The sequence below is a fragment of the Mesorhizobium sp. CNPSo 4670 genome, from assembly GCF_057784235.1.
The window spans coordinates 20,708-45,033 of the sequence record NZ_JBWJFQ010000020.1; the positions used below are offsets into that span (position 1 = coordinate 20,708).

The following is a 24,326-nucleotide window of genomic DNA, read 5'->3' on the forward strand; positions in this document are numbered from 1 at the left end:
TTTACATAACTTCGCAGGGACCGTCATGCATCCGGCCTTTTACAACCTTGACAAATTTACAGCGGCTCGCGGTCAAACACAACACAGATTTTCCCTTATGTTCGTGCAAATTCCCTAATTTAACTAGCCCATTTCGCGCTGCAATGTAAATTCAGTCATATTCCGGTGCGCAGATGATCGGTGCCCGGACACGATGTAGCAATCCTTCGGAGTGACCGATGACTGACTTTTACAATCTCGTCCCCTCGGCGCCGGAAGGTCGTTTCGACGGCATCGAACGGCCCTATTCTCCGGAGGATGTGAAGCGGCTGCGTGGTTCGGTTCAGATCCGCCAGAGCCTTGCGGAAATGGGCGCCAACCGGCTGTGGAAGCTCATCCACGAGGAGGACTTCGTCAACGCACTCGGCGCCATGTCCGGCAACCAGGCGATGCAGCAGGTGCGCGCCGGGCTGAAGGCGATCTACCTGTCGGGCTGGCAGGTTGCCGCCGACGCCAACACGGCTGGCGCGATGTATCCGGATCAGTCGCTTTATCCGGCCAACGCAGCGCCCGAACTGGTCAAGCGCATCAACCGTACGCTGCAGCGCGCCGACCAGATCGAGACCTCGGAAGGCAACGGGCTTTCGGTCGAGACCTGGTTCGCGCCGATCGTCGCTGATGCGGAAGCCGGTTTCGGCGGCCCGCTCAACGCCTTCGAGATCATGAAGGCCTTCATCGAGGCGGGCGCGGCCGGCGTCCACTACGAGGATCAGCTGGCGTCGGAAAAGAAGTGCGGCCATCTCGGTGGCAAGGTGCTGATCCCGACCGCGGCGCACATCCGCAACCTCAACGCCGCGCGCCTGGCGGCGGACGTGATGGGCACACCGACCCTGGTCGTCGCGCGCACCGATGCGGAAGCCGCCAAGCTGCTGACGTCCGACATCGACGAACGCGACCAGCCTTTCGTCGACTACGGCGCCGGGCGCACCGTGGAAGGCTTCTACAACGTCAGGAACGGCATCGAGCCCTGCATTGCCCGCGCCGTCGCCTATGCGCCTCACGCGGACCTGATCTGGTGCGAGACTTCCAAGCCGGACCTAGCGCAGGCCAAGAAATTCGCCGAGGGGGTGCGCAAGCATCACCCCGACAAGCTGCTCGCCTACAATTGCTCGCCATCGTTCAACTGGAAGAAGAACCTCGACGACGCGACGATCGCCAGATTCCAGAGGGAGCTTGGCGCGATGGGCTACAAGTTCCAGTTCATCACGCTCGCCGGCTTCCACCAGCTCAACTACGGCATGTTCGAACTGGCGCGCGGCTACAAGGCACGGCAGATGGCGGCCTATTCCGAGTTGCAGGAGGCTGAGTTCGCGGCGGAGGCCAATGGCTACACGGCGACCAAGCATCAGCGCGAGGTCGGCACCGGCTATTTCGACGCCGTGTCGATGGCGATCACCGGCGGCCAGTCGTCGACCACCGCCATGCATGAATCGACCGAGCACGCGCAATTCAAGCCGGCCGCCGAATAGCAAACAGAACAACACAGAGGAAACGCCCAACAGGGCTTGGAACACAAGGAGAAGACCAATGGCATCGATAAGCCGTGTCAAGGAACGCGCCGAAGAACAGGCCACAACGATGACCGTCGACCAGCAAGCGACGATCCGCATGCTGGCCAATGATCTGCACCGCCTCAACCAGTCGGTGATGAAGGCAGTCGAGGCCGGCGTCTCGGTGGAGCTCGTGCGCTCGGCACGGCATCACGGCGGCGACGGAAACTGGGGCGATCTCTTGATCCCAGTGATCGTCACGCAGCAGAGCCACGGCTGATCGAACTCGCGCAACCGACCCTTCACCTGCGCAGTCTCTGCGCAGGTGAATTTTCTTTTTATGAAGCCCACCCGTGGACAGTTGAGTACAGTAGCGTTGCTTGAAATTCACTGTTCCCAGAGATGATTTCGGGGCCTTTTATTTCAACTTGACATAGGCCGCGATCTCACGCCAATTGCGCTCCAGATTCAACTCTGCATTGAAATAGGGGCGAGCTTCTTGGCCGACTTGTGTGCCCAGTGAATCGTGAAGGCGAGACTCCAAGACACCTGAATTTTGTTGCCCGCGACTCGGACACAGAGACGGTCCGCGATCCATCGCAAGTGCTCGTCGTCTGCAGATCGCCAATCAATCGCGTGGTGATTTCGAAGATCGTCGAGCGATCCGGGCTCAAGCCAATCTCGGAATCTCCCGACATGGCGGCTAAGATCTTGCGCTCCCTCATTCCCGGTGCGGTTGTCCTTGACGGTGGCGCCGACAACAAGGACTGCGACAATCTGATGTCCAGCATCGACGCGTTGCGGCGGGCCTCCGGCAAGTCGCTCCCGGCGGTGATCCTGCTTTCAACTAAGAATGGCACGCCGGAGAGCCTGGGCCTGTCGAGCGTCATCGACATTGTGGTCGCCAAGCCGATCACGCCCGAACGGCTGCAGCCGGTGATCGATCGCCTGATCAACCGCTAAAGCGATTCATCGTTTCATGGAGACGCAGAACCATTGTATCTCTTTGTTTGACGCAATTCCGGACGGAAAACCGCTTCACACTTTTCCTGGAATTGCTTGAGATCAGCCCGAATTGACAATGCTTTCGACCAGTCCGGGCAGTTGTCCGAGATCGGATATCTCGCGGAAGCGCGGCTCGGCCACCGGAGCCTCGACATGCTCCAGCACCCAGGTCAGTTCATGCGGCACATGGACACCCCAACCACCGGCCTCGATGGCCGGCACCACATCCGACTTCAGCGAATTGCCGACCATCATGCTTCTTGCCGGACCATCGCCGTGGCGGCTGAACAGGCGGGCATAGGTTGCGGCACTCTTGTCGCTGACGATCTCGACCGCGTCGAACAGATCTCCGAGTCCCGAGCCAGCCAGCTTTCGCTCTTGGTCGAAGAGGTCGCCCTTGGTGATCAGCACCAGGCGGAATGGGCCGGCAAGCTTCTCGACAGCATCGCGCGCATGCGGCAGGGCCTCGATCGGATGGCTCAGCATCTCGCGGCCGGCATCGAGAATTTCTGAAATCACCGAAGCCGGCACGCGGCCTTGCGTGACCTCGATCGCCGTTTCGATCATCGACAGCGTAAATCCCTTGATGCCGAAGCCATAGACGGCAAGGTTGCGTCTTTCGGCCTCCAGCAATCGCGCCGAGATGTGCCCGGCTTCGCCATGGTCGGCAAGCATGGCGGCAAAGCGCTTTTCCGTCATGCGGAAGAACTGCTCGTTCTGCCAGAGCGTGTCGTCGGCATCGAAGCCGATCGTCGTCAGTTTGCTGTCGTGCCGCATGTAAAGTCTCTCTTGGGATTGGGGTCTCGATTGGGAATTGAAGCGGCCGAAACTAGGCCGATTGGCGTGATTTTCAACCGTGTCGACCAACGCCCGGCGTGGCTCCCCTTCCCTTCCACAGGGGCGCACGGCTATAGTCCACAATCCGCAACCCAATCTGGTGAATGATGCCGCCTGCAAAAAAGGAAGTCCGTCCGTCGAGCCGCGGAGGACGGGCGCGTACGCCTGCCTTCGTGAAAAACCAACGTGGCGTCAAGAATTGGAAGGAAGCCAGCGCCTGGCTGGAATGGCGCGGCATCGAGGACATCGAGTGCATCACCCCTGATCAGGCCGGCGTCGCACGCGGCAAGATGATGCCGTCGAAGAAATTCACCTCCAACACCTCGCTGGCACTGCCATCGGCTGTCTTCATGACGACGATTTCCGGCGGCTACCCCGAGGATGGCAACGGCTTCCACTATCCGGAAGACGATGGCGACCTCAAGCTGATGCCGGATTTGTCGACGCTGACAGTGGTGCCCTGGGAAGAAGACCCGACGGCCGCTGTCATCTGCGACCTCGTCCACCAGGACGGACGCTCGGTCGAATTCACGCCGCGCAATGTGCTCAAGCGCGTGCTTGCCGCCTACGACAAACTCGGGCTGAAGCCGGTGGTGGCGCCCGAGATCGAGTTCTATCTGGTGCGCAAGAACCCCGATCCGGACTATCCGCTGACGCCACCGGTCGGCCGTTCGGGGCGCGCGATCGGCGGCGGCGCCGGCTATTCGATCGCCGGCGTCAACGAGTTCGATGAACTGATCGACGACATCTACCATTTCTCCGAGGGTCAAGGCCTGGAGATCGACACACTGATCCATGAAGAGGGCGCCGGTCAGCTCGAAATCAACCTGCGCCACGGCGACCCGATCGAACTGGCCGACCAGGTGTTCATGTTCAAGCGCACCATTCGCGAGGCCGCGCTCAAACATGAGATCTATGCCACCTTCATGGCCAAGCCCATTCAGGGGCAGCCCGGCTCGGCCATGCATATCCACCAGTCGATCATCGACAAGAAGACCGGAAAGAACATCTTTTCGGCGGAGGACGGCTCGGAAACCGAAGACTTCTTCCATTTCATCGGCGGCATGCAGAAGCATGTGCCGAACGCGCTGGTGATGTTCGCGCCCTATGTCAATTCCTACCGCCGGCTGACACAGGCGGCGTCGGCCCCGGTCAACAACAAATGGGGCTACGACAACCGCACCACGGCGTTCCGCGTGCCGCGCTCGGATCCGGCGGCGCGACGCGTCGAAAACCGCATCCCCTCCTCCGATGCCAATCCCTATTTGGCGCTGGCGGCATCGCTTGCCTGCGGGCTGATCGGCATCACCAACAAGATCAAGGCCGAGCCTCCCGTGCTGACCACCGCCAACGCGGCCGAGATCGACCTGCCGCGCAGCCTGCTCGAAGCCGTCGACCTGTTCGAGGGCGATGAGGAACTTTGCGCACTGCTCGGCAAATCCTTCGCCGCGACCTATGCGGCGATCAAGCGGGCGGAATTCGAGACGTTCATGGAAGTGATCAGTCCGTGGGAGCGGGAGTATCTGTTGCTGAATGTGTAGGGAGTAGGGGAGTAGGGGAGTAGGAACAGATGGTCGAAAAAACAGGTTCCTACAAGGACTTGCTGGTTTGGCAGCAGGCCATGGACCTTGCGGTAGCAGTTTATGGCGCTACGAAATCCTGGCCTAAAGAAGAACTATATGGACTGACCAGCCAGGTCCGACGCTCTGCAACCTCAGTGCCGGCGAACATAGCGGAGGGGTATGGCAGAGAAATCCGAGGTTCTTATCAGCAGTTTCTTCGTATAGCTCAAGGATCGCTGAAGGAACTGGAAACTCAGCTTCTGATCGCTGAACGTATCGGCATCTCGCCGAAAGCGACGTCAGATCCATTGTTGGCGAGTACCGAGAGTGTGGGAAAACTGCTTCGACTTCTAATCCGCAAACTGTCAGCCGACTAGCCTACCTACTCCCCTACTCCCCTACTCCCCTTGAGGATCATGCCCTACCAATCCCCGATTTCACCCGGCCGATCCTGGTATGAGGACACTGCCGGCCCACGGCCTGAATATCCGGCGCTGGATGGCGACCGGACATGCGATGTCGTCATCATCGGTGGCGGATTCACTGGCCTTTCGGCGGCTGCTCACCTTGCCAAGGCGGGCACGAATGTCGTGTTGATTGAGGCCTGCCGCTTCGGCGATGGTGCCTCTGGGCGCAATGGCGGGCAGCTCGGCACCGGCCAGCGCGCCTGGGTCGAGGACCTGGAAGCCGAATACGGTTTCTCCCGCGCCAAGGCGCTGTTCGACCTTGCCGAAGAGGCGAAGGCGCATCTCCTCGAGTTCGCCGCCGCCAACCAGATCGATATCGACTACATGCCGGGCCAGCTCTCGGTGGCGCACAAGCCGCGCTATGTCGACGACTACAAGGCGCATGCCGATATCATGGCGAGCCGTTTTTCCTACCAGCATATCTCGTTCATGGATGCCAAGGAGACGGCGGAGCGGCTGGGTTCGACCGCCTATTTCGGCGGCACGCGCGACACCGGCACCGGCCATATCCACCCGATGAAACTGGTGATCGGCACCTCGCGGGTGGCGGCGCAGGCCGGTGCACAGCTGTTCGAGCAGACGCCATCGACCGCAATCATTTCCAGTGGCGGCAAGGTCAAGGTTTCGACACCGAGAGGCACGCTGACAGCGCAGAAATGCCTGATCGCGGTCAACGCCTATGGCGGCACGCTCGAACCGGTGAGTGCCGCGCACATCATGCCGATCGGTTCGTTCATCGGCGCGACGGTGCCGCTGGGCGCGGACTCGACAGTGCTGCCGGGCGGCGAGGCGGTCGACGATTCCCGCTTCGTGGTGCGCTATTTCCGCAGATCGAAGGACGGGCGGCTACTGTTCGGCGGACGCGAAGTCTATGGCGTCAACGATCCGAAGGATATCCACATCCACATCCGGCGTCAGATCGTCGAACTCTATCCGGCACTCAGGGATGTCGAGATCACGCATGGCTGGGGCGGCTATGTCGGCATCACGGTGCCGCGCAAGCCGTTCGTGCGCGAAGTGATGCCCAATGTGATCTCGGCCGGCGGCTATTCCGGCCACGGCGTCATGCTGTCGAACTTCTTCGGCAAGCTCTATGCCGAAACCGTCGCCGGCAACCGCGACCGGCTGAAGCTGATCGAAGATCTGAAGATCCCGCCATTCCCCGGTGGCCGGCGCTTCCGCGCGCCGCTGCTGTTCCTGGCGCTCAACTGGTTCGCGTTGCGCGACAGGATCTAGAGGCTGTTGTGTTCCGGTGGAATTGGGACGCTATCGGTTTTTAGAGCGTGATCTCCAGCGAAAGCCGGATGCCACTTTTCGGGATCGTGCTCCAGACGGACAGGACCGCTCTCATCTATGTAATATTGTTGTAATATTTGTTGCCGTAACGGCACATTGCAGAATCCCCTCCAAAGGAGCAGAATCCCTAATGAGGGCGTAGTGATGCCACAATCAGCGATATAAAGATGCCGGTTGTGGGTTACTGACGGGGAATTCTGCGGGCTTGCCCGCTTTGATTCTTGGGACTGATGCAGATCTGGCGCCAGGTTCTTGGCATTTGATCGGAAGAACATCGGCCCGCTTATGGAGGTGGCAAGAGTGAGAGAGCCCTTCAGTTTCGGTACGCCGGAACGTCGGCGCTTTGCCATGCAGTTCGGATATGACATGCGACCGTCCTTCTGGCAGGAGGTCCGCTCGAATTCGCATCTGGTGATCGCCGCGATCGGCACAGCCGCACTGCTTGGAGTCGCCGCGGTGGCGCTATGGCTGGCGTTGCCGGCCAATGACAGGCAAGCGGCGGCGAGCCCCGAGCAAACCATTCCAACCATTCCGGTGAAAACGACGAAAATCGCTCCGGGGGGGGCAGCAGTGGCTGCATCAGCCGTGCCGCAGGCGGCGCCCAAATCGGACAAGATTTTACCAGCCGTGGCGGCCGCGCAAGCCACCATTCCGGCACTGCCAGCCAATGATCCGCGTTGGACCGGTTCGCAGTCGAAGGCCGCATCCGCTGCCAGTACGCCTGCTCCCGGCAAGGTGGCGAACCAGGCTGAACAAGCACCGGGCAAAGCCGCGGTGGCATTCGCGCAACCGGCAGCAGATAGCGATGCTGCCAGCGAACTTGCCAAGGTTGCCGCACCCACTCCGCCGGCGGCTAGCCGTCCCGATGGCGCGAAAACCGCAGCCATCCCGGCGGTGCAGCCGCAAGTGCCGTCAGAACAGCCCGCGGCGGCGGAAGGCGACGACAGCCAGGCCAAGGCGAAGCCACGCAAGGTCGAGGCCGCCGGAACAGGACAGATACTAAGGGCCGTGACCATGCGCAGCGGCCCGAAGAAAAATGCCGCTGCTATCCTCACCGTGCCAGCCAAAAGCTCGGTGCAAGTGATGAGTTGCAAGAAGTGGTGCCAGATCACCTACAACGGCAAGACCGGCTGGATTTACAAGACCTACATCAAGACCGGCGCCTGACGCCTGTCTCGATCCGCCGCCGAAACGCCGTGCAGCATTTTGATTTGCGTCGGCGCTCTCAGATGCAGCGTCCGCCGTCGACCTCCAGCGCCACACCGGTGATGAAGGCGGCTTCATCCGACGCCAGCCAAAGTGCGGCGTTGGCGATATCGAGTGGTGTCGAAAGCCGGCCGAGCGGGATCGACGCGCGGAACTTCTCGCGGATTTCAGGCGTGTCGGCGCCCATGAACTTCTCCAGCATGCCGGTCTCGCCGGCAACCGGGCAGAGGCAGTTGACACGGATGTTTTTCGGCGCCAGTTCCACCGCCATCGACTTGGTGGCGGTGATCGCCCAGCCCTTCGAGGCATTGTACCAAGTGAGGCCGGGCCGCGGCCGGAGACCCGCGGTCGAAGCCGTGGTCAGGATAACGCCGCCGCCTTGCCGATCCATGATCGGCACAACGGCGCGTGCGGCGTGATAGATCGCTTTCATGTTGACGGCGGTGATCAGGTCGAAGGTTTCCTCGTCGACGTTGAGCATGTCGCCGTTGCGGTGGGTGTAACCGGCATTGTTGACCATGATGTCGATACGGCCGAAGGCGCTCTTGGCGGCATAGACCATCTCGTCGAACTCGGACCGCAGCGAAACATCGGTCTGGGTCCAGATCGCCGCCTCACCGATCTCGCTGGCGACACGCTCCGCGCCCTTGGCGTTGAGGTCGGCGACGACGACCCTGGCGCCTTCCCCGGCAAAGCGCCTGGCGATGCCCTCGCCAAAGCCCGCCGCCGCGCCGGTGATGACGGCAACCTTGTTTTCCAGACGCATGCTTTTCCCGCTCATGATTGGTGACGTTCGACCGGAGTGCCCGCGGCACATGCAAAGCCATGACTTCTGACGGGGCCACGGCTTCTAGCCATGCTGGTCGAAAGATGTGCGGTCATCGCCGATTTCTCCTTTGGCTTTCGCTTCGATCCCGCTCTATGCTGCAACTGCGAAGGCTTCCGGGGCCGCGCCTGTCGACAAGCCTCCGAGGTATCGGGCTGTCAAGAGGCAGGCGCAACACTCAGATGTGACACCATGGCACTGGAAAATTTAAATCGATTAGATTATATCAGCCGCGTCACAGCGACCGGCGTCAGAGCGGACAGACCATGACCAGCCAGATCATCCCCGTCGATCCTTTCGACTTCATCATTTTCGGCGGCACCGGCGATCTGTCGGAACGCAAGCTTCTGCCGTCGCTCTACTATCGCCAGCGCGACCATCAGTTCTCCGAGCCGACGCGCATCATCGGCACGTCGCGCTCGAAGATGACCGACGAGGAATTCCAGGCCTTCGCCAAACAGGCGATCTCGGACCACGTCAAGGCTGCCGATATCGACGCCAAGGAACTGAAGACCTTCCTTGCCCGCCTCTCCTACGTTTCGGCCGATGCGACGACGGGCGCCGGCTTCGACAAGCTGAAGAAGGCGATCGGCGATAGCGACCGCATCCGCGCTTTCTACCTGGCGGTGGCGCCGGCGCTGTTCGGCGATATCTCGCACAAGCTGAAAGAGCACAAGCTGATCACGCCGAACTCGCGCATCGTGCTGGAGAAGCCGATCGGCCGCGACCTCGCCTCGGCGCGAGCACTCAACGACCTGGTCGGCGACGATTTCCACGAAAGCCAGATCTTCCGCATCGACCACTATCTCGGCAAGGAGACTGTGCAGAACCTGATGGCGCTGCGCTTTGCCAACGCGCTCTACGAGCCGCTGTGGAATTCCGCCCATATCGACCACGTGCAGATCACCGTGGCCGAGACCGTGGGGCTGGAAGACCGCGTCACCTATTACGACAAGGCCGGCGCGCTGCGCGACATGGTGCAGAACCATATGCTGCAGCTGTTGTGCCTGGTTGCCATGGAAGCGCCGTCGTCGATGGATGCCGACGCGGTGCGCGACGAGAAGCTGAAGGTGCTCAGGGCACTGAAGCGCATCAACGGCAACGAGGCGCCGAAGCATACTGTGCGTGGCCAGTACCGCGCCGGCGCCTCGGCCAGCGGAGCTGTGAAGGGCTATGTCGAGGAGCTTGCCCACGACAGCAACACCGAGACCTTCGTCGCCATCAAGGCCGAGATCGGCACCTGGCGCTGGGCGGGCGTTCCCTTTTACCTGCGAACCGGCAAGCGGCTGGCGACGCGGGTTTCGGAAATCGTCATCGAGTTCAAGCCGATCCCGCATTCGATCTTCGGCGACAGCGCCGGGCCGATCTTCGCCAATCAGCTGGTCATCCGGCTACAGCCGGACGAAGGCGTCAAGCAGTTCATCATGATCAAGGATCCGGGTCCGGGCGGCATGCGGCTGCGCCAGATCTCGCTCGACATGAGCTTCGCGCAGTCCTTCGACGGCCGCGCGCCGGACGCCTATGAACGGCTGATCATGGACGTCATCCGTGGCAACCAGACCCTGTTCATGCGTCGCGACGAAGTCGAGGCGGCGTGGAAATGGATCGACCCGATCCAGAACGCCTGGGAGAGCGCCAGACAGGAAGCGCAGGGCTACACAGCGGGCACCTGGGGACCGTCAGCCTCCATTGCACTGATCGAACGTGACGGGCGGACATGGCACGAGAGCAATTGAACAGCGTCGCCTATAGCTGGAACGGCTTCGCCGGGCGTCAGGAACTGGCCACCGCCCTTGCCGGCCATGTCGCCGGGCGCCTGACCAAGGCAATCGCCGAGCGCGGCACAGGGTTGCTCGCCGTCTCCGGCGGCACCACACCGGCCAAATTCTTCGCCGCCCTTTCGGTGATACCCATCGCCTGGGACAAGGTGATTGTGACGCTGGTCGACGAGCGTTTCGTGCCTGCGTCCTCGCCGCGCTCCAATGCCGGGTTGGTGGCCGCCAATCTCTTGCAGAACGCGGCAAAAGCGGCACGGTTCGTACCGCTCTATCACGAAGCCGTCGGCATCGAGGATGCGGCGGCGTCGGACAACGCAGCGCTGCAGTCATTGCCCTGGCCGCTCGATGTCGTCGTGCTCGGCATGGGACCGGACGGCCACACCGCCTCGTTCTTTCCCGATGCCGATGATCTGGCAAAGCTGCTCGACCCGTCGTCCGACAGGATCGTGCTGCCGGTTCATGCGGCGAGCGCCGTCGAGCCGCGGCTGACCTTGTCGCTGGCGCGCATTGTCGATGCCGGCTTCATCGCGCTGCACATCGAAGGCGAGGACAAGCGCACCGCTTTCGACAGCGCGGTCGCGCCTGGACCGCGAAAGCCAATCCGCGCCGTGCTCGATGCCGCACCCAAGCCCGTAGAGGTTTTCTGGGCGCCCTGATTTGAACGTGCTGAGGGTCCCGGCAGACAGCCGGATTGTGTTCCGGGACCTCGCCTGAAAGGACCGACACCATGACCGCCAGACGCGACATCGAAGCCATCACCGAACGCATCCGCCAGCGTTCCAGACCAGGCCGCGACCGCTACCTCGGCCGCATCGCCGAAGCGTCGAACCGCACCGCCAACCGGGCCGTGCTGTCCTGCGGCAACCTCGCCCACGGCTTTGCGGTGTGCAGCCCCTCGGAAAAGCTGGCGCTGGGTGCGGACACGGTGCCGAACCTTGGCATCATCACCTCCTACAACGACATGCTGTCGGCGCATCAGCCGTTCGAGACCTTTCCGGCGCTAATCAAGGACGCGGCGCGCGAGGCCGGCGGCATCGCCCAGGTGGCCGGCGGCGTGCCGGCAATGTGCGATGGCGTCACGCAAGGACAGCCCGGCATGGAGCTGTCGCTGTTTTCGCGCGATGTGATCGCCATGGCCGCGGCGATCGGCCTGTCGCACAACATGTTCGACGCCGCCGTCTATCTCGGCGTCTGCGACAAGATCGTGCCAGGGTTGGTGATCGCCGCACTCACCTTCGGCCATCTGCCGGCGGTGTTCATTCCGGCCGGGCCGATGACCACCGGCCTGCCGAACGACGAAAAGGCCAAGGTCCGCCAGCTCTATGCCGAAGGCAAGGCGGGACGCGCCGAACTGCTGGAGGCCGAGTCCAAGTCCTATCACGGGCCTGGTACCTGCACCTTCTACGGCACGGCCAATTCCAACCAGATGCTGATGGAGATCATGGGCCTGCACACGCCGGGCGCTTCCTTCGTCAATCCCGGCACGCCGCTGCGCGAGGCCTTGACCCGCGAGGCGACGAAGCGGGCGCTGGCGATCACCGCGCTCGGCAATGCCTACACCCCGGTCGGCCGGATGATCGACGAGCGTTCGATCGTCAACGGCGTCGTCGGCCTGCATGCTACAGGCGGCTCGACCAATCACACCATCCACCTGATCGCCATGGCGGCGGCGGCCGGCATCACCATCACCTGGCAGGACATTTCCGACCTGTCGGAGGCCGTGCCGCTGCTGGCGCGGGTTTACCCGAATGGTCTCGCCGACGTGAACCACTTCCACGCGGCGGGTGGGCTCGGCTTCCTGATCCGCGAACTGCTCGACGAAGGCATCCTGCACGAGGATGTGCAGACGGTGTGGGGAGAAGGTCTGCGGCCCTATGCTGTCGAGGCCAAGCTCGGCGCCGACGGCGGCGTGGTGCGCGAAGCCTCGCCGCGCGAAAGCGGTGACGAAAAGGTGCTGGCGCCGCTCAAAAAGGCGTTCCAGGCAACCGGTGGTCTCAAGGTGCTGTCGGGCAATCTCGGCCATGCCGTCATCAAGACCTCTGCGGTAAAGCCGGAGCGGCGCATCATCGAGGCGCCGGCCAAGGTCTTCGACAGCCAGCAAGGGCTGAACGAGGCGTTCAAGGCAGGCACGCTGACCGGTGATTTCATCGCCGTCATCCGCTTCCAGGGGCCGAAGGCCAACGGGATGCCGGAACTGCACAAGCTGACCACGGTGCTCGGCATCCTGCAGGACCGCGGCCAGCGCGTGGCGCTGGTCACCGACGGGCGCATGTCGGGCGCCTCCGGCAAGGTGCCGGCCGCCATCCATGTCACGCCGGAAGCAGTCGAGGATGGACCGATCGCCAGGATCCATGACGGCGACATCATCCGGCTCGACGCCGACGCGGGAACGCTGGAAGTGCTGGTGCCGGCCGGCGAATTTGCACTGCGCCGGACGGCGGATGCCGACCTCATCGGCAATGAATTCGGCTTCGGCCGCGAGCTTTTCGCCGGCTTCCGGCAACTGGTGGGCCGTGCCGATCATGGCGCCAGCGCCTTCGGCACGGCGTGACGAAATCATTGTCCTGTCGATGAAAAAGGGGCGGCTCATAGCCGCCCTTTTTTGCTACCGGTCAGACAGCAGTCATGGCGTAACGGTGATCTCGGTACGCTCGCCAGCCTTGACCGTCACCGGCATTTCCTTGTCATGGCCTCCATCGGACATGTGCCGGACGACCACATAGTCGCCGGCCGGAATGGTCTGCTGCCAGGCGTCGCCATAGCTCAGGCCAAGCGCCTTGCGATTGCCCTGGATGTCCTTTTTCGGCGACAGGACCTCGATCGAGTAGGCGCCAGGGGCCGACATGGCCAGAACGCCGGCATCGAGCGGTACCTTGATGTCCTGATTGTCGCCGACCTTGACGCTGAACGGCTGCTCGACGGTCGCAAGATCAAGCGTGGTGAGCGCGACATAGTCGTCCGGCGGCAGCCAGAACTTGCTGTCCGGTCCGTAGGAATGCTCGACATCGTCGCGTGAACCATCGATCTTCTTCTTCGCCTTGACGATCTGGAAGCCGAGGCCGGAACTGTCGGCCTTGTCGCCTCCGGTGACATAATAGGCGTTGAACACGACATGCCCGACGCCGACGACGACGTCCTTTTCGATCGTCTGCCCGGCGGTCAGCTGGATGGTCTCGACCACCGAGCCGCTGCCGATCTGGACCGTGACCTTCTGTTCACCCGCCGGCACGACGATCTTGGTGTCGCCATAGTGGGTGGTGTTGCCGCCGGGATAGGTGAAGTCGACATGGGCCTCGTCACTGATGTCGGCGCCCTGGCTCGGCCGCGGATGAATGAGCATGGTGCCCGCGTTCAAGGTGAAAAGCGGTTTGTAGACCTGGCCGGCCTCGATCTTGACCTTCTGCTCCACCTTGGCCTCGTCGTCGCGTGCGACGACGATATAGTCGCCGGGCTCGAGATTGCCGTTGTAGGCGCCATACTCGGTGGTCACGGAATCGCCGCGCGAGCCGTCGGAGTTCGCCTTGTAGATCTCCCAGGCGTTGCCGTCGGTGATCGGCTGGCCACCTTCGGCCATCACCACCGTCGGCTGGAAGTTGAATTCCGGTTTCGCGGGCTCCGGCGCAGGCGTCGGGGCGGGAGCCGGTTCGGGAGCAGGTGCTGGCGCTGGTGCCGCCACAGTCTCGACCAGCGCCTCCTGCAACGCCTTCTCGTCGGAGGCCTGGATGTACTTGCCGCCGGTGTTGTCGGCGAGGCAGGCGATCTGCTTGCCTTCGTCGGCGGTGAGGCCGAAGCCGACGACGTCGGCGGTGAAATCGACGCCGGACGCCTCGAGTTCCTTGCCAAGCGCGCAGGGATCGCCACCGCATGTTTCCAGCCCGTCGGTGATGAGGACGACGGTCGCCTTGTCCTCGGTGTATTTCAACGCTTCGGCCGCCTGCTTGACGGCGGCGGTCAGCGGTGTCTTGCCGAGGAATTTCAGGCTGTCGGCGGCGGCCGAGATGGCGCTTGCCGAGCCTGCCTGTGGTGGCACGATCAGCTGGATGTCGTCGCAGCTGCCTTTTTCGCGATGGCCATAGGCCATGAAGCCGATTTCATCGTCAGCGGGAACCGACTGAAGCACGGTTCTCAGCGATTCACGGGCGATTTCGAGCTTGGGCTTGCCGTCAATCTGCGCCCACATGGAACCGGAGGCATCGAGAATGATGATGACCTTGTTTGCGGCAAAGCCGAACGTCGTCATCGACAAAAGGAGGATCGCCGCAGCGACGCTCCGTGCAAATCCCGCCATCGAAATCTCCTCAAATCCGCCCCGATCCGGGCGGGAAGCTATTTGACGCGGCGTCAGGACACAAGGCCGGGCGCGGCTGGGAGGGGACGGAATGTCAAACTTTTGAGCGGAAGCGAAAATCTCCGCTCAGTAGGTCGTGCGACGCTCTTCCGAGGGCGGCCTGCCGAATTGCAGGCGGTAGCTCTGGGCAAAATAGGAATGCGAGGTGAAGCCCGTGGCGATCGCAACATCAAGGATCGGCATGTTGGTCTGGCGCAGCAATTCGCGCGCCCGCTCGAGCCGCAGCCGCATGTAATAGCGGCCGGGCGTGACGCTGAGATGGCGCAGGAACAGGCGCTCGACCTGTCGCACCGACAGGCCGGCGGATTTGGCCAGTTGCACCGCCGACAACGGCTCATCGAGGTGGTCGGCCATCAGTTCGACGATGCGCCTGAGCTTCTCCGACTTGCCGGTGAGATCGCGTTCCGGTCCGACACGCTGGCGGTCGCCGGCCGAGCGGATGCGTTCGTGCTGGAACTGGTTGGCGACTCCATTGGCGAGGTTGGAGCCGAAATCGCCGCGCACGATCTCCAGCATCAGGTCGATCGATGTGGTGCCGCCGGCGCATGTGTAGCGCTTGCGGTCGATCTCGAAGACGTTGCCCGTGCAGTTGATGTCGGGGAAGCGTTCGACGAAGCCGGCGCGGTTTTCCCAATGGATGGTGCACCGATAGCCTTCGAGCTGGCCGGCCTCGGCAAGCAGGTAGGAGCCGACCGACAGCGCACCGAGCGCGTTGCCGCGCCGGCCCCAGCTGCGCAGCGCCGCCAGCACCTTGCTCTTACCGGGAAATTCCGTCGTCAGTCCGACCGAGACGAAGAGGATGTCGACCGGAGGCAGGTCGGCAACGGCATAGTCGATCTTCAGCGGCAGGCCATTGGAGGCCATCACCGGATCGCCATCCGCGGAGACGGTCGTCCAGCCATAGAAGTCGCGGCCAAGCAACCGGTTCGCCGACCGGAACGTATCGATCGCCGCGGCCAGCGAGAACATCGAGAACTTGTCGACCAGCAGGAAAGCGAACTGCCGGCCGCCTTGAACGGGATCCGTCATGACCGGCCGTTCTACAGGAACAGTTGGGTTCGGCAAAGCTGCGGCTTTCTGGCGGGTCAGAAGGACGGCCGTTTCAATCCGGCCGCAAGGTAGGCTGAGGCTAACGTATTGGCCATCAGCATGGCAATGGTCATCGGGCCGACACCACCGGGCACCGGCGTAATGGCGCCGGCGGCCTTCGCCGCTTCGGCATAGGCGACATCGCCGACGAGGCGCGACTTGCCCTCGCCCTTTTCCGGCGCCGGAATGCGGTTGATACCGACATCGATGACCGTGGCGCCGGGCTTCACCCAATCACCCTTGATCATCTCCGGCCGACCGACCGCTGCGACGAGAATGTCGGCGGTGCGGGCAAGCGCCGGCAGGTCCCTGGTGCGGCTGTGGGCGATGGTGACGGTGCAGTTGGCGGCAAGCAGGAGGTTGGCCATCGGCTTGCCGACGATGTTGGAGCGGCCGACGACGACCGCGTTGAGGCCGGACAGGTCCTTGCCGCGCACGCGCTCGATCAGGAGCATTGAGCCGGCCGGCGTGCAAGGCACGAAGGCGGTCTCGAGTTCGCCGGTGCCGAGCTTGCCGACATTGATGAAATGGAAGCCATCGACATCCTTTTCCGGCGCGATGGTCTGGATGATCTTGCCGGCGTCGATATGGGCGGGCAGCGGAAGCTGTACCAGGATGCCGTTGATGGCGGGATCGGCGTTGAGGTCGCCGATGATCTTCAGCAATGCCGGTTCGGAGGTTTCGGCCGGCAGCGTGTGCTGGACGGAATGAAAGCCGCATTCCTTGGCGGTGCGCGACTTGGAAGCGACATAGACCTGGCTGGCCGGATCTTCACCGACGATGACCACGGCAAGACCGGGCTTGGCCTTGCCTTTCGCGACAAGGTCGGCCGTCAGGGTCTTGACCGTCCGCACCACGTCTTCGGCGACGCTCTTCCCATCAATCACTTCGGCCATGGACCACCCTTCAACACCGTTCCACCCAAGCGGCCGCATTCGAAAACATGAATGCGGCACCCTGGATCCTTGTCTGACGCATGCCGCGAAACCCGCGCCCCGGGTCAAGCCCCGGAGCGTGCCTTCGGCACCATGCAGCGCGGCATTTTCACGAAAATTCCAACACGCAATCCCGTCAAAGCGCCGTCCCATGCCGTTTACGCGAAACCGGCATGTTTTTGTTCGGCAGCGCGACTTATTTTGTGGCTCAGAAGTAGCGGCGGCGCGCGCGGGTCTCGGTAAGTTCGCGGACCGCTTCGCGGAATTCGCGCAGGCTGGCGCGGATCTCGTCGATCGGCGCGTGCGGTTCGACATCGTCCGCGGCCCGCGGCGCCGCCACCGATGGCTCGTCAGGCTGAGCTGCCTGCTGCGGTGAGGCGGGCTGTTGCGGATAAGGCGCGGAAGCGGGCTGGGGCGGATAAGGCATCTGCCCGGCATGGGGCATGGGCTGCGGATAGGGATAGCCCGGCTGCTGTGGCACCTGCCAGTGCTGCGCCTGCGGAAGGCCTATCGGCTGCCCATAGGGATAGGCCTGCGGACCCGAATACGGTCGTTGCGGCACCATGTGGGGAGGCAATGGCGGCTGCGCCGCCTGTTGCGGATAGGGAACGTGGCCGCCGGGCCGGAAAGGTGGCGGCGGATAGGCTGCTGCGGCAGCCGGCTGAGGAGGCGCAAAGGCCGCTGCCGACTGGGAATAGGCGGGGTGCGTCAAATCTTCCGTTGGCTTCCCATCGGCAAAGGGTGAGACCCATTCATCGGTATCGATGGTGTCCTGCGGGGACTGCTTGCGGGACATCGCCTTGCGCAGCTTCGACAGCAACGCACTGATGCGACCGGGACCTTCGGTTGGCGTGATGTCAACCTGCTGAAGAGGCGGGGGTGGTGCAGGCGGTGGCGGGGGCGGTGCTGGTGGCGGTGCCGCTGGCTGCGGTGCTGGCGGCTTTGGTGGCGGTGCTGCCTGATATGCCTTGTCTTCGTAAGGCGTCCGGCGTTCGTCCATGCTGCTGTCGCGGCGCGAGCGCGATGTCGCGGTGTCACGCAAGCTCTCATAGGCGCCACGCATGGCGCCGAGGCCAACGCCGGAGGCAAAGCCCAGCAACAGGCCGGCAACCGCCACCACGACCCGCGACGGCCCGTTCGGCTCGAGCGGCGCGAAGGCCTTCGAGATCACATTGATGTTGGCGGTGTTGATGTCCTTCTGCTCGCCGGTCTCCTTGGCGCGCAGCAGATACTGTTCATAGACGGAACGCTTGGCGGTGGCCTCGCGCTCCAGTTCGCGCATCGAGACCAGGTCGCTGTTGACGTCGCCGCTGCGGACCTTCAGCCGCGCCAGCCGAGAGGCGAGATCCTGTTCGAGCTGGACCGCGCGCTTGAGGTCGACCTGCAGCGACGAGCCGATGCGACGCAGTTCCGCGGCGATGCGGTCGCGTGCGCCGGCAAGCTGGGCATTGAGCGCCTGGAGTTCGGGATGCCGCGGACCAAACCGGATCGCGGCGCGATCAGCCTCCTGCTTGAGCGACGCATACTGCGAACGCAGATCGCTCATCGTGTTGGAGTTGATCTCCTCCGGCAAGGTGCCGGTGAGAACCGAGTTGACGTCGACCGAACGCGCCGAAGCCGCCCGGGCATTGAGTTCCAGCGTGCGGGCGCGTGCAACCGACAACTGCTCGTTGAGCTTCAGCATCTCGTCGTCGCTGATGAGGTGGCCCTGCGCGTCGACGAGGTCGTGCGTGGCCCTGAAATCCTCGACCTTGCGTTCCGCCGCCTCGACGCCCTTGCGCAATTCATCAAGTCTGGCCGTCAGTTCGTCGGTGGCGCGGCCGGCGGTATCGGACTGGATCTGACCGAAAGTCTGCAGGAAGACATCCGTCATCGTGTTGGCGATGAGAGCCGATTTCTCGCCATTCTGCGTGGTGGCGCTGACGGTGATGACGAAGGTCTTGCCGCCGCGCTCAACCGAAAGGCTCTCGCCCAGATTGCCGACCGTAAGCGCCCGGCGGCGGGTCTCGTCGACACCGCCCGGCCAGTCGTGGCGTGAAAGCACTGAGCGGATGAGCGACATGACGCCGAGGCCGCCGCCGCCCTGCCCATTGAATTCCGGGTCGTTGACGAGATTGAGCTTGTCGACGACCTTGTTCAAAACGGTGCCGGACGTCAGCACCCGGACCTGGTTTTCGACGATGGCCAGCGTGGCGTCGGAGGCGACGACCGATTGGGTGAGGTCGCGGTCGGTGAGCTTCAGGTCGCGCGGATCGACGATCAGTTCCGTGGTGGCTTCGTATTTCTTCGGCGTCGACAGCGCGATGGCGATGCCGAGCCCGGCACCCAGTATCGTCGTCGCCACGATCAGCAGCTTCGACTTGCCAACGCCGCGGACGACCTGCATCGGATCGATCAGCGGCTTCCATTGCTGGCTGTCCGCGCCCTCGTTGTGGGACGCCCGCGCGTCGCCTGAATGGTAAGGTTCGGATGTGCGATCGGGGCGATAGGTGGTGCCTGCGGTTTCAGCAGTCCGTGACGTGGTTTGCGCGTAGTCCGATGATGCCGACCTGGTTGCTGAAAAATCGTCGGCGGATCGACCGCCTTCAGGCGGCACCTGCGCAGACGAAGCTGGCTCATAGCCAGCCTGATATCCATCTGTTGCAACGGCGTCCGACAGCTTTGGATTCGACAGCGCCTCGCGCTGCGAAGGGTTCGTCCGCGCTTCGCGCTGTGACCGGGCGAGACGATGACGCGTGGCGGCATCCTCGCGCCATGACGGGTCCGCCCGGTCCCCGATCGAGACCAGGGAGGCGTCGGGTTCGTCGTCGCCGCGCACAGCCTTGCCAAGCGCCAGCAGCGAACGCTCGCGCTTCCAGTCTTCACGGTTTTCCCTGTCGACCATCGTCTGGAGCTTTACCCTTGGCGGCCTGCAAACGGCGCTTCGCCATTCGTTAAACCACGCTAAACAGGCATGGAAAACAAAAGGTTAATTTTCGCCCGCCGAAGTCGCCGTTTCTCCCTCCGCCAGCACCTATTTTTCAACACGCCTCTGGGCTCCAGAACGGCACGTTAAGTTTTCCGACCTAAGCTCTCCCTGGAGATATGACGCAAGCCAGTGACATACCGCAAAGGCGGCCAACCCTCGCCCGGATCGGCACTTTTTTGGCCGAACGACGGGGGCTGCTGCGCGACTATTTCTCGGCGATCAGCGGCGCCGGCGGGCGACTGGTGTTCTCACTCGCCTATTTCATCGCGCTGGCCAACACGCTGTCGATTTCCGAGTTCGGCATGTTTGCCACCGCATCAGCGGCCGGCGTCATGCTGTCGCGCATCCTCGCCTTCGGTTTCATCTCGGCGCTCTATCGCACGGCCACCATCCGCCCCAATCTGATCGGCACCTTCACCGCCGGCTTCCTGCTGCTCGGCCTGCTGTCGCTGCCGCTGCTGGCCGCGGCCTCGTTCGGCGTCTACCTGATCTTCTTCGCCGACACCGTGCCGCTGTCGGTGTTTGCGGCAATCGTCTTTGCCGAAGCGCTGTTGTGGCGGCCGGTGGAGGTGGCGCTGATCGTCAACAATGGCCTGGGCAAGTTCGGCCGCGCCGCGCTGCTGGCAATCCTGGCGACGGCGCTGCGGGCGCTCGGCGCGGTGCTGTTCATGTTCTGGGCGCAACACAGCGTCTGGATATGGTCGTGGTTCTACATCGGTGCCAATGCCGCCTCGCTGGTGATCGCCTTCGGTTTCTTCTACCCGCGCCAGCGCTTGCGGCTGCGCATCGAGCTTTATCTCCGGCGGTTGGCCGACTCCATCTACGTGGCTGGGGCCGAAGTGCTGTTCTACCTGCAGATGGAGTTCGACAAGCTGCTGGTCCTGGCGATCGGCGGACCGCATCTGGCCGGTATCTACGCCATCATCATGCGGCTGGTCGACTTGACGGCCATTCCGATCCGCACCTTCTCGATGATGCTGGTGCAGCGCATGATGCGCGCGCCGGAGCTGCTGTCACGGCTGGCGGTCAAGAGCGGCATTGAAGGCGGCGTTTTCGCGGTCTCGACGCTGGCGCTGTTGACGCTTGGCATCGTGCTGCATTTCTTCCCCAATGCGCTCGGCAAGAACGTCGCCGAGGCCGCCCCTCTGGTGGCGCTGGCGATCTGCGTCCCGGGACTGCGCAATCTGGTCGAATACCAGGCCGAGCTGCTGTTCGCCCGCGGCCAGACGCTGGTGCGAGCGCTCAATCTGGGACTGCTTGCCGGGCTGAAGGCGGTGCTGCTGACCTATGTGCTGACGACCATCCTCGACACGCCGAACCTGGTGCTGTCACTCAATGTCGTCTTCCTGCTTCTGTATCTTGCCTCGACGCTGCTTACCTATTCGGCGATGCGCAAGCCGGCAAAGCCGGTCTAGGACCCGCTTCGTTCGGGCATGATCTCTACCGAAAACCGGGTCCCAGTTTTCGGGATCAGGGTTTAGTCAAGCCCGATCAGACGGCGGATGCGGCCGATATCGGTGCCGATGAAAGACTGCATGCCGATTGCCACCTGCTCCGGCGCCATGGCGGCGACGAAGCGGCGGAACTCGTCGTCCGAGAGCGCTTGCCCGGTCCAGTGGACGCGGCAGAACTCCTCCGAAGCGTGGAAGTGGCCGGCACCCTCCAGCAGATCGTCGACATAGCGGCCGTAGATCATGCATTCGGAGAACTTGCGCGCCGAGCCGACAACCTCGACCCAGGCACGCGCATGGACCTTCTCGATCTCGCCGCACATGGCCAGCACGGTGTCACGCCGCCACGCGATCAGCGTCGAGATATAGTCATGGACCGATGTCCGGGACGGGTCGATACCGAGTGCCGCACCGGCGTTGCGCGACCAGATGCGATGCTCCTCATGCCCCTCGTCCGCCAGCACCCCGTCGCGGCGGAACAGCCGCGCCTTGCCCTCGCGCCAGAAGGCGCCGCAGTCGAAAGGTTTGAGGAAGGCGACGTCGGAATCGCAGAAGATCAGGACGTCTTCCCCGGCATGCGCTGATATCGCGATACGGCGCAATTGCTGCACGTGCCAGCCGCGCAACGGCTGCGTCTTCAGGCTGAGCCAGACACGCCGGCGAAACAGGCTGAGCGGATCGTCGAAGGCATGCAGCCAACGCGGCAGCAATTCCCGCTCATCGACGATGCTGCGACGGCCGTTCTCCAACTGACGAAAAAGCTTGATATCGCGATGTTCGACAAGGATATAGTGGTGCGCCGCGCCCGAGACGTGGCGGTCAAGCGTTTCGCATAACAGCCGGCAACGCTCGAAATCCGGCGCATAGCTTGCCGTCACTATTGCCGCCGTCGATACCTGCCGAAGCGAGCTTGGCTCGATCGCGGCGCCTGGGACGAACCGGCTGTTCAATGGATGTCTCCCGCAGCTGCCGACGTACGCGAGAGTTTCTGCCTGACGACGCGCAGCAGGAACAAGGGATTGCCGACCACGTAGCGGCGCCACAATCGACCGGGTTCGACAGCCAACCGAAACAGCCATTCGAGCCGCAGCCGGCGCATCCACAAGGGCGCCCGCGGTACCGCGCCGCTGAGGAAATCGAGCAATGCGCCGACGGCGATCGGCAGCGTGCAGTGACGCGCGTCGATATGGCGTGCGATCCACAATTCCTGGCGCGGCACGCCCATGGCGACGAGCAACACGTCCGGCCGCAATTCTTCGATCCTATCGACTATTCCCGCCTCCTCGGCAGGCGAGAAATAGCCGTCATGGATGACCACGAACCTGTGTTGCACGGCAAGTGCTGCAAGCTTGGCCGACGCCGCTTCGGCGTTGACGCGCGTCGCGCCGAGCAGCCCGACCGTCAGGGGCGTCGTCGCGGCCTGCAGGAAGGCGGGGACGAAATCGGTGCCGTTGAGATTATCCGGAAACGGCGCCCCATAAAGAAGTTTCGCCGCCAGATCGACACCGATGCCGTCGGGCAGGATGAGGAAATCATCGAGCGCGTCGGCAAAGACCGGGTCGGTGGAGGCGAGGTTGGCGTTGTGGGCGTTGAGGAAACTGACCTTGGTGAAGCGCCGCTCGGCAATCAGGCGGTTCAGCAGGCCGACCGCATCGTTCCAGCGGATGGCGAGCACCGGGATACCGAGGATCGTCTTCGAAGTGTCGAGCCCCGACGGGGTGCGGGCGGCATGCATGTTCATGCAAACGCCTCCTGCCTGACCGGCCGGAGCTTTTCGAGGCCGAGCCGGATGGCGGCATCGAGCGCCTTGACCTGCAACCGACGGAAAGCGCTGCCGTCGACGTCATGGATGACGGCTGCCGCGGCCTCCAGGGCCCGGGCAAAATCGGCCGGATCGTCGGTAACGACACAATTGGCCGGGCGATGATCGATGCCGCGCAGCGAGCGGCTGGTGGCGACGGAGGGCAGGCCGAGCTCGAAGGTCTCGATGGTCTTCAACTGGACGCCGCTGCCAGCGGTGCTGATCAGCGGGATGACGGCAGCACTGCGCACGAAAGCCTGCGCATCCGGCACACGGCCGACGAATTCGACACCGGGATGCTTCGACGTGACGCCCGAAGGCATGCTGCCGGCGATGCGGATGCGGAAACCGGGCCGCAGATGCGGCACCACCTTGCCCAGGAACCAGTCCAGGCCGATACGGTTCGGCTGCCAGGTCCAGGTGCCGATCAGCGCTGCCTCGCAGTCGATGCGGCGCAAAGCTTCCTCGGTCGGCGCCTGCGCTCCCGTCACCAAAGGCAGCACCGCCGAGCGGTCGTCGGAGGCGACACCGAGTGCAGCGCGGTCTTCCTCGGCCAGCGTGAAGATGAAGCGCGCGCCGCGGCAGAGACGCTCTTCCATGGTCTCGAGCAACTTCGCCTCGCGGCGAAACAGCAGGCGCTGGAAGAGGCTGCCGGCGGCAGCGGCATTCTCCTGCGCCGAAAGATGCTCGACATTGTGGGCGACGAAGATCGAGGGCTGGTCGGCGAACAACTTTTCGAAGGCGCCGGCGAACTGCACGGAATTCAACACATAGCCGTCGAACGGACCGGCGCGTGCGACCGCGGCGAGAACGTCGCTGTCGGGCACTGCGCGCAACTTGACCGAGGCGAAGGTGAGGCCTGAGAGCAGCGCCTTGCCGACCCAGGCCAGCTTTTGTTGTGCAGAGGCTGTGTCCGTGCGCACGTCGATCGCACCCAGCACCACGGTGTTTTCGGGGTCGTCTGCGGGCTTTCCCGGCCAGGTGAAGCCGATGACGGTGACGCGCGCGCCAGCGCGCCGCAAAGCAGCGATGATTGCAGCGTTGGCGATCTCATAGCCCGAGGCAAGAGCGCCGTCGGGCACGATCGATGTGGCGAACAGCAGATGCATCTCACCTATCCTGTGGTGTAGCCGGTAGCAAAGTGCGGTGAACCCTTGATTAAGCGAGCACAATCGACGAGCGAAAGCCGCTGCCTGGCAGGCTTCTCCGTGCAAGGTGATTAACGAAA

Annotated in this window: 20 protein-coding genes; 11 read left to right on the top strand and 9 right to left on the bottom strand. The window is 63.2% G+C overall.

What is annotated here, in order from left to right; genetic code table 11:
* Positions 1-218: 218 nt before the first annotated feature.
* From aceA to AC0ZT5_RS27210, 3 genes are all read left to right on the top strand, one after another.
* Complete coding sequence (gene aceA / locus AC0ZT5_RS27200; RefSeq protein ID WP_478352429.1) at positions 219-1,508, top strand: isocitrate lyase; 1,290 nt, start codon at positions 219-221, stop codon at positions 1,506-1,508.
* 58 nt (positions 1,509-1,566) lie between these two features.
* Complete coding sequence (locus AC0ZT5_RS27205; RefSeq protein WP_488498945.1) at positions 1,567-1,809, top strand: SMc00767 family acetate metabolism repressor; 243 nt, start codon at positions 1,567-1,569, stop codon at positions 1,807-1,809.
* A 230-nt stretch (positions 1,810-2,039) separates the two neighbouring features.
* A complete protein-coding gene (locus AC0ZT5_RS27210; protein ID WP_488498946.1) occupies positions 2,040-2,492 on the top strand; it encodes an ANTAR domain-containing protein in 453 nt (150 codons plus the stop codon).
* Positions 2,493-2,594: 102 nt separating this feature from the next.
* Here the strand turns inward: AC0ZT5_RS27210 and AC0ZT5_RS27215 are convergent, their stop codons facing one another.
* Positions 2,595-3,311 carry an HAD family hydrolase gene (locus AC0ZT5_RS27215; RefSeq protein WP_488498947.1) on the bottom strand — a complete coding sequence of 239 codons (717 nt, stop codon included), beginning with the start codon at positions 3,309-3,311 and terminating at the stop codon, positions 2,595-2,597.
* Positions 3,312-3,475: 164 nt separating this feature from the next.
* On the opposite strand from AC0ZT5_RS27215, the gene AC0ZT5_RS27220 reads away from it, so the two are divergent.
* The 4 genes from AC0ZT5_RS27220 to AC0ZT5_RS27235 all read left to right on the top strand — a co-directional run bounded on the left by AC0ZT5_RS27220 (position 3,476) and on the right by AC0ZT5_RS27235 (position 7,863).
* Positions 3,476-4,912 carry a glutamine synthetase family protein gene (locus tag AC0ZT5_RS27220; protein WP_477289718.1) on the top strand — a complete coding sequence of 479 codons (1,437 nt, stop codon included), beginning with the start codon at positions 3,476-3,478 and terminating at the stop codon, positions 4,910-4,912.
* Positions 4,913-4,941: 29 nt separating this feature from the next.
* On the top strand, positions 4,942-5,310 hold the full coding sequence (locus AC0ZT5_RS27225; protein WP_488498948.1) for a four helix bundle protein: 369 nt from the start codon (positions 4,942-4,944) through the stop codon (positions 5,308-5,310).
* Between the two features lie 39 nt (positions 5,311-5,349).
* The gene (locus tag AC0ZT5_RS27230; protein WP_488498949.1) at positions 5,350-6,636 is read left to right on the top strand and encodes an NAD(P)/FAD-dependent oxidoreductase; all 1,287 of its coding nucleotides are present in this window, start codon (positions 5,350-5,352) and stop codon (positions 6,634-6,636) included.
* Positions 6,637-6,996: 360 nt separating this feature from the next.
* Positions 6,997-7,863 carry an SH3 domain-containing protein gene (locus tag AC0ZT5_RS27235; protein WP_488498950.1) on the top strand — a complete coding sequence of 289 codons (867 nt, stop codon included), beginning with the start codon at positions 6,997-6,999 and terminating at the stop codon, positions 7,861-7,863.
* Positions 7,864-7,921: 58 nt separating this feature from the next.
* Here AC0ZT5_RS27235 and AC0ZT5_RS27240 read toward each other — a convergent pair whose 3' ends face one another.
* Positions 7,922-8,668, bottom strand: a complete 747-nt coding sequence (locus AC0ZT5_RS27240) for an SDR family oxidoreductase (RefSeq protein WP_477289715.1) — start codon at positions 8,666-8,668, stop codon at positions 7,922-7,924.
* Positions 8,669-8,994: 326 nt separating this feature from the next.
* On the opposite strand from AC0ZT5_RS27240, the gene zwf reads away from it, so the two are divergent.
* The 3 genes from zwf to edd all read left to right on the top strand — a co-directional run bounded on the left by zwf (position 8,995) and on the right by edd (position 13,057).
* On the top strand, positions 8,995-10,464 hold the full coding sequence (gene zwf, locus AC0ZT5_RS27245; RefSeq protein ID WP_477289714.1) for a glucose-6-phosphate dehydrogenase: 1,470 nt from the start codon (positions 8,995-8,997) through the stop codon (positions 10,462-10,464).
* Entirely contained in the window at positions 10,446-11,162 is a 717-nt protein-coding gene (pgl, locus tag AC0ZT5_RS27250; RefSeq protein WP_488498951.1) for a 6-phosphogluconolactonase, read from the top strand. The genes zwf and pgl overlap by 19 nt, the downstream gene beginning before the upstream one ends.
* A 71-nt stretch (positions 11,163-11,233) precedes the next feature.
* Positions 11,234-13,057 (top strand): phosphogluconate dehydratase, encoded by a 1,824-nt coding sequence (gene edd, locus AC0ZT5_RS27255; protein ID WP_488498952.1) that lies wholly within the window; start codon positions 11,234-11,236, stop codon positions 13,055-13,057.
* Positions 13,058-13,129: 72 nt separating this feature from the next.
* On the opposite strand, the gene AC0ZT5_RS27260 is transcribed toward edd, so the two are convergent.
* The 4 genes from AC0ZT5_RS27260 to AC0ZT5_RS27275 form a co-directional block, all read right to left on the bottom strand.
* A complete protein-coding gene (locus tag AC0ZT5_RS27260; RefSeq protein ID WP_488498953.1) occupies positions 13,130-14,794 on the bottom strand; it encodes a vWA domain-containing protein in 1,665 nt (554 codons plus the stop codon).
* 126 nt (positions 14,795-14,920) lie between these two features.
* Positions 14,921-15,883 (bottom strand): GlxA family transcriptional regulator, encoded by a 963-nt coding sequence (locus tag AC0ZT5_RS27265; protein ID WP_013530232.1) that lies wholly within the window; start codon positions 15,881-15,883, stop codon positions 14,921-14,923.
* Between the two features lie 56 nt (positions 15,884-15,939).
* Positions 15,940-16,839: a bifunctional methylenetetrahydrofolate dehydrogenase/methenyltetrahydrofolate cyclohydrolase FolD gene (gene folD, locus AC0ZT5_RS27270; RefSeq protein WP_488498954.1), complete on the bottom strand. Its 900-nt coding sequence runs from the start codon at positions 16,837-16,839 to the stop codon at positions 15,940-15,942.
* 247 nt (positions 16,840-17,086) lie between these two features.
* Positions 17,087-19,762, bottom strand: coding sequence for a GNVR domain-containing protein (locus tag AC0ZT5_RS27275; RefSeq protein ID WP_488498955.1), 2,676 nt, complete (start codon positions 19,760-19,762; stop codon positions 17,087-17,089).
* Between the two features lie 200 nt (positions 19,763-19,962).
* On the opposite strand from AC0ZT5_RS27275, the gene AC0ZT5_RS27280 reads away from it, so the two are divergent.
* Positions 19,963-21,261: a lipopolysaccharide biosynthesis protein gene (locus tag AC0ZT5_RS27280; RefSeq protein ID WP_488498956.1), complete on the top strand. Its 1,299-nt coding sequence runs from the start codon at positions 19,963-19,965 to the stop codon at positions 21,259-21,261.
* A 62-nt stretch (positions 21,262-21,323) separates the two neighbouring features.
* On the opposite strand, the gene AC0ZT5_RS27285 is transcribed toward AC0ZT5_RS27280, so the two are convergent.
* From AC0ZT5_RS27285 to AC0ZT5_RS27295, 3 genes are read right to left on the bottom strand one after another with little or no spacing between them, the layout of a single operon-like run.
* Positions 21,324-22,247 (bottom strand): DUF6492 family protein, encoded by a 924-nt coding sequence (locus tag AC0ZT5_RS27285; RefSeq protein WP_488498957.1) that lies wholly within the window; start codon positions 22,245-22,247, stop codon positions 21,324-21,326.
* Positions 22,244-23,038: a WecB/TagA/CpsF family glycosyltransferase gene (locus AC0ZT5_RS27290; protein ID WP_488498958.1), complete on the bottom strand. Its 795-nt coding sequence runs from the start codon at positions 23,036-23,038 to the stop codon at positions 22,244-22,246. The genes AC0ZT5_RS27285 and AC0ZT5_RS27290 overlap by 4 nt, the downstream gene beginning before the upstream one ends.
* Positions 23,035-24,207: a glycosyltransferase family 4 protein gene (locus tag AC0ZT5_RS27295; protein WP_488498959.1), complete on the bottom strand. Its 1,173-nt coding sequence runs from the start codon at positions 24,205-24,207 to the stop codon at positions 23,035-23,037. Before AC0ZT5_RS27295 ends, AC0ZT5_RS27290 begins: the two co-directional genes overlap by 4 nt.
* Positions 24,208-24,326: the final 119 nt, after the last annotated feature.

What these genes read in the sequence shown, in the direction of transcription:
- zwf (WP_477289714.1), top strand. Translation starts at nt 8,995, where the DNA reads ATGACCAGCCAGATCATCCCCGTCGATCCTTTCGACTTCATCATTTTC.
- AC0ZT5_RS27240 (WP_477289715.1), bottom strand. Translation starts at nt 8,668, where the DNA reads ATGCGTCTGGAAAACAAGGTTGCCGTCATCACCGGCGCGGCGGCGGGC.
- AC0ZT5_RS27215 (WP_488498947.1), bottom strand. Translation starts at nt 3,311, where the DNA reads ATGCGGCACGACAGCAAACTGACGACGATCGGCTTCGATGCCGACGAC.
- AC0ZT5_RS27260 (WP_488498953.1), bottom strand. Translation starts at nt 14,794, where the DNA reads ATGGCGGGATTTGCACGGAGCGTCGCTGCGGCGATCCTCCTTTTGTCG.
- aceA (WP_478352429.1), top strand. Translation starts at nt 219, where the DNA reads ATGACTGACTTTTACAATCTCGTCCCCTCGGCGCCGGAAGGTCGTTTC.
- AC0ZT5_RS27290 (WP_488498958.1), bottom strand. Translation starts at nt 23,038, where the DNA reads ATGAACATGCATGCCGCCCGCACCCCGTCGGGGCTCGACACTTCGAAG.
- AC0ZT5_RS27275 (WP_488498955.1), bottom strand. Translation starts at nt 19,762, where the DNA reads ATGGTCGACAGGGAAAACCGTGAAGACTGGAAGCGCGAGCGTTCGCTG.
- AC0ZT5_RS27295 (WP_488498959.1), bottom strand. Translation starts at nt 24,207, where the DNA reads ATGCATCTGCTGTTCGCCACATCGATCGTGCCCGACGGCGCTCTTGCC.
- pgl (WP_488498951.1), top strand. Translation starts at nt 10,446, where the DNA reads ATGGCACGAGAGCAATTGAACAGCGTCGCCTATAGCTGGAACGGCTTC.
- AC0ZT5_RS27280 (WP_488498956.1), top strand. Translation starts at nt 19,963, where the DNA reads ATGACGCAAGCCAGTGACATACCGCAAAGGCGGCCAACCCTCGCCCGG.
- AC0ZT5_RS27230 (WP_488498949.1), top strand. Translation starts at nt 5,350, where the DNA reads ATGCCCTACCAATCCCCGATTTCACCCGGCCGATCCTGGTATGAGGAC.
- AC0ZT5_RS27225 (WP_488498948.1), top strand. Translation starts at nt 4,942, where the DNA reads ATGGTCGAAAAAACAGGTTCCTACAAGGACTTGCTGGTTTGGCAGCAG.
- edd (WP_488498952.1), top strand. Translation starts at nt 11,234, where the DNA reads ATGACCGCCAGACGCGACATCGAAGCCATCACCGAACGCATCCGCCAG.
- AC0ZT5_RS27220 (WP_477289718.1), top strand. Translation starts at nt 3,476, where the DNA reads ATGATGCCGCCTGCAAAAAAGGAAGTCCGTCCGTCGAGCCGCGGAGGA.
- AC0ZT5_RS27205 (WP_488498945.1), top strand. Translation starts at nt 1,567, where the DNA reads ATGGCATCGATAAGCCGTGTCAAGGAACGCGCCGAAGAACAGGCCACA.
- AC0ZT5_RS27265 (WP_013530232.1), bottom strand. Translation starts at nt 15,883, where the DNA reads ATGACGGATCCCGTTCAAGGCGGCCGGCAGTTCGCTTTCCTGCTGGTC.
- folD (WP_488498954.1), bottom strand. Translation starts at nt 16,839, where the DNA reads ATGGCCGAAGTGATTGATGGGAAGAGCGTCGCCGAAGACGTGGTGCGG.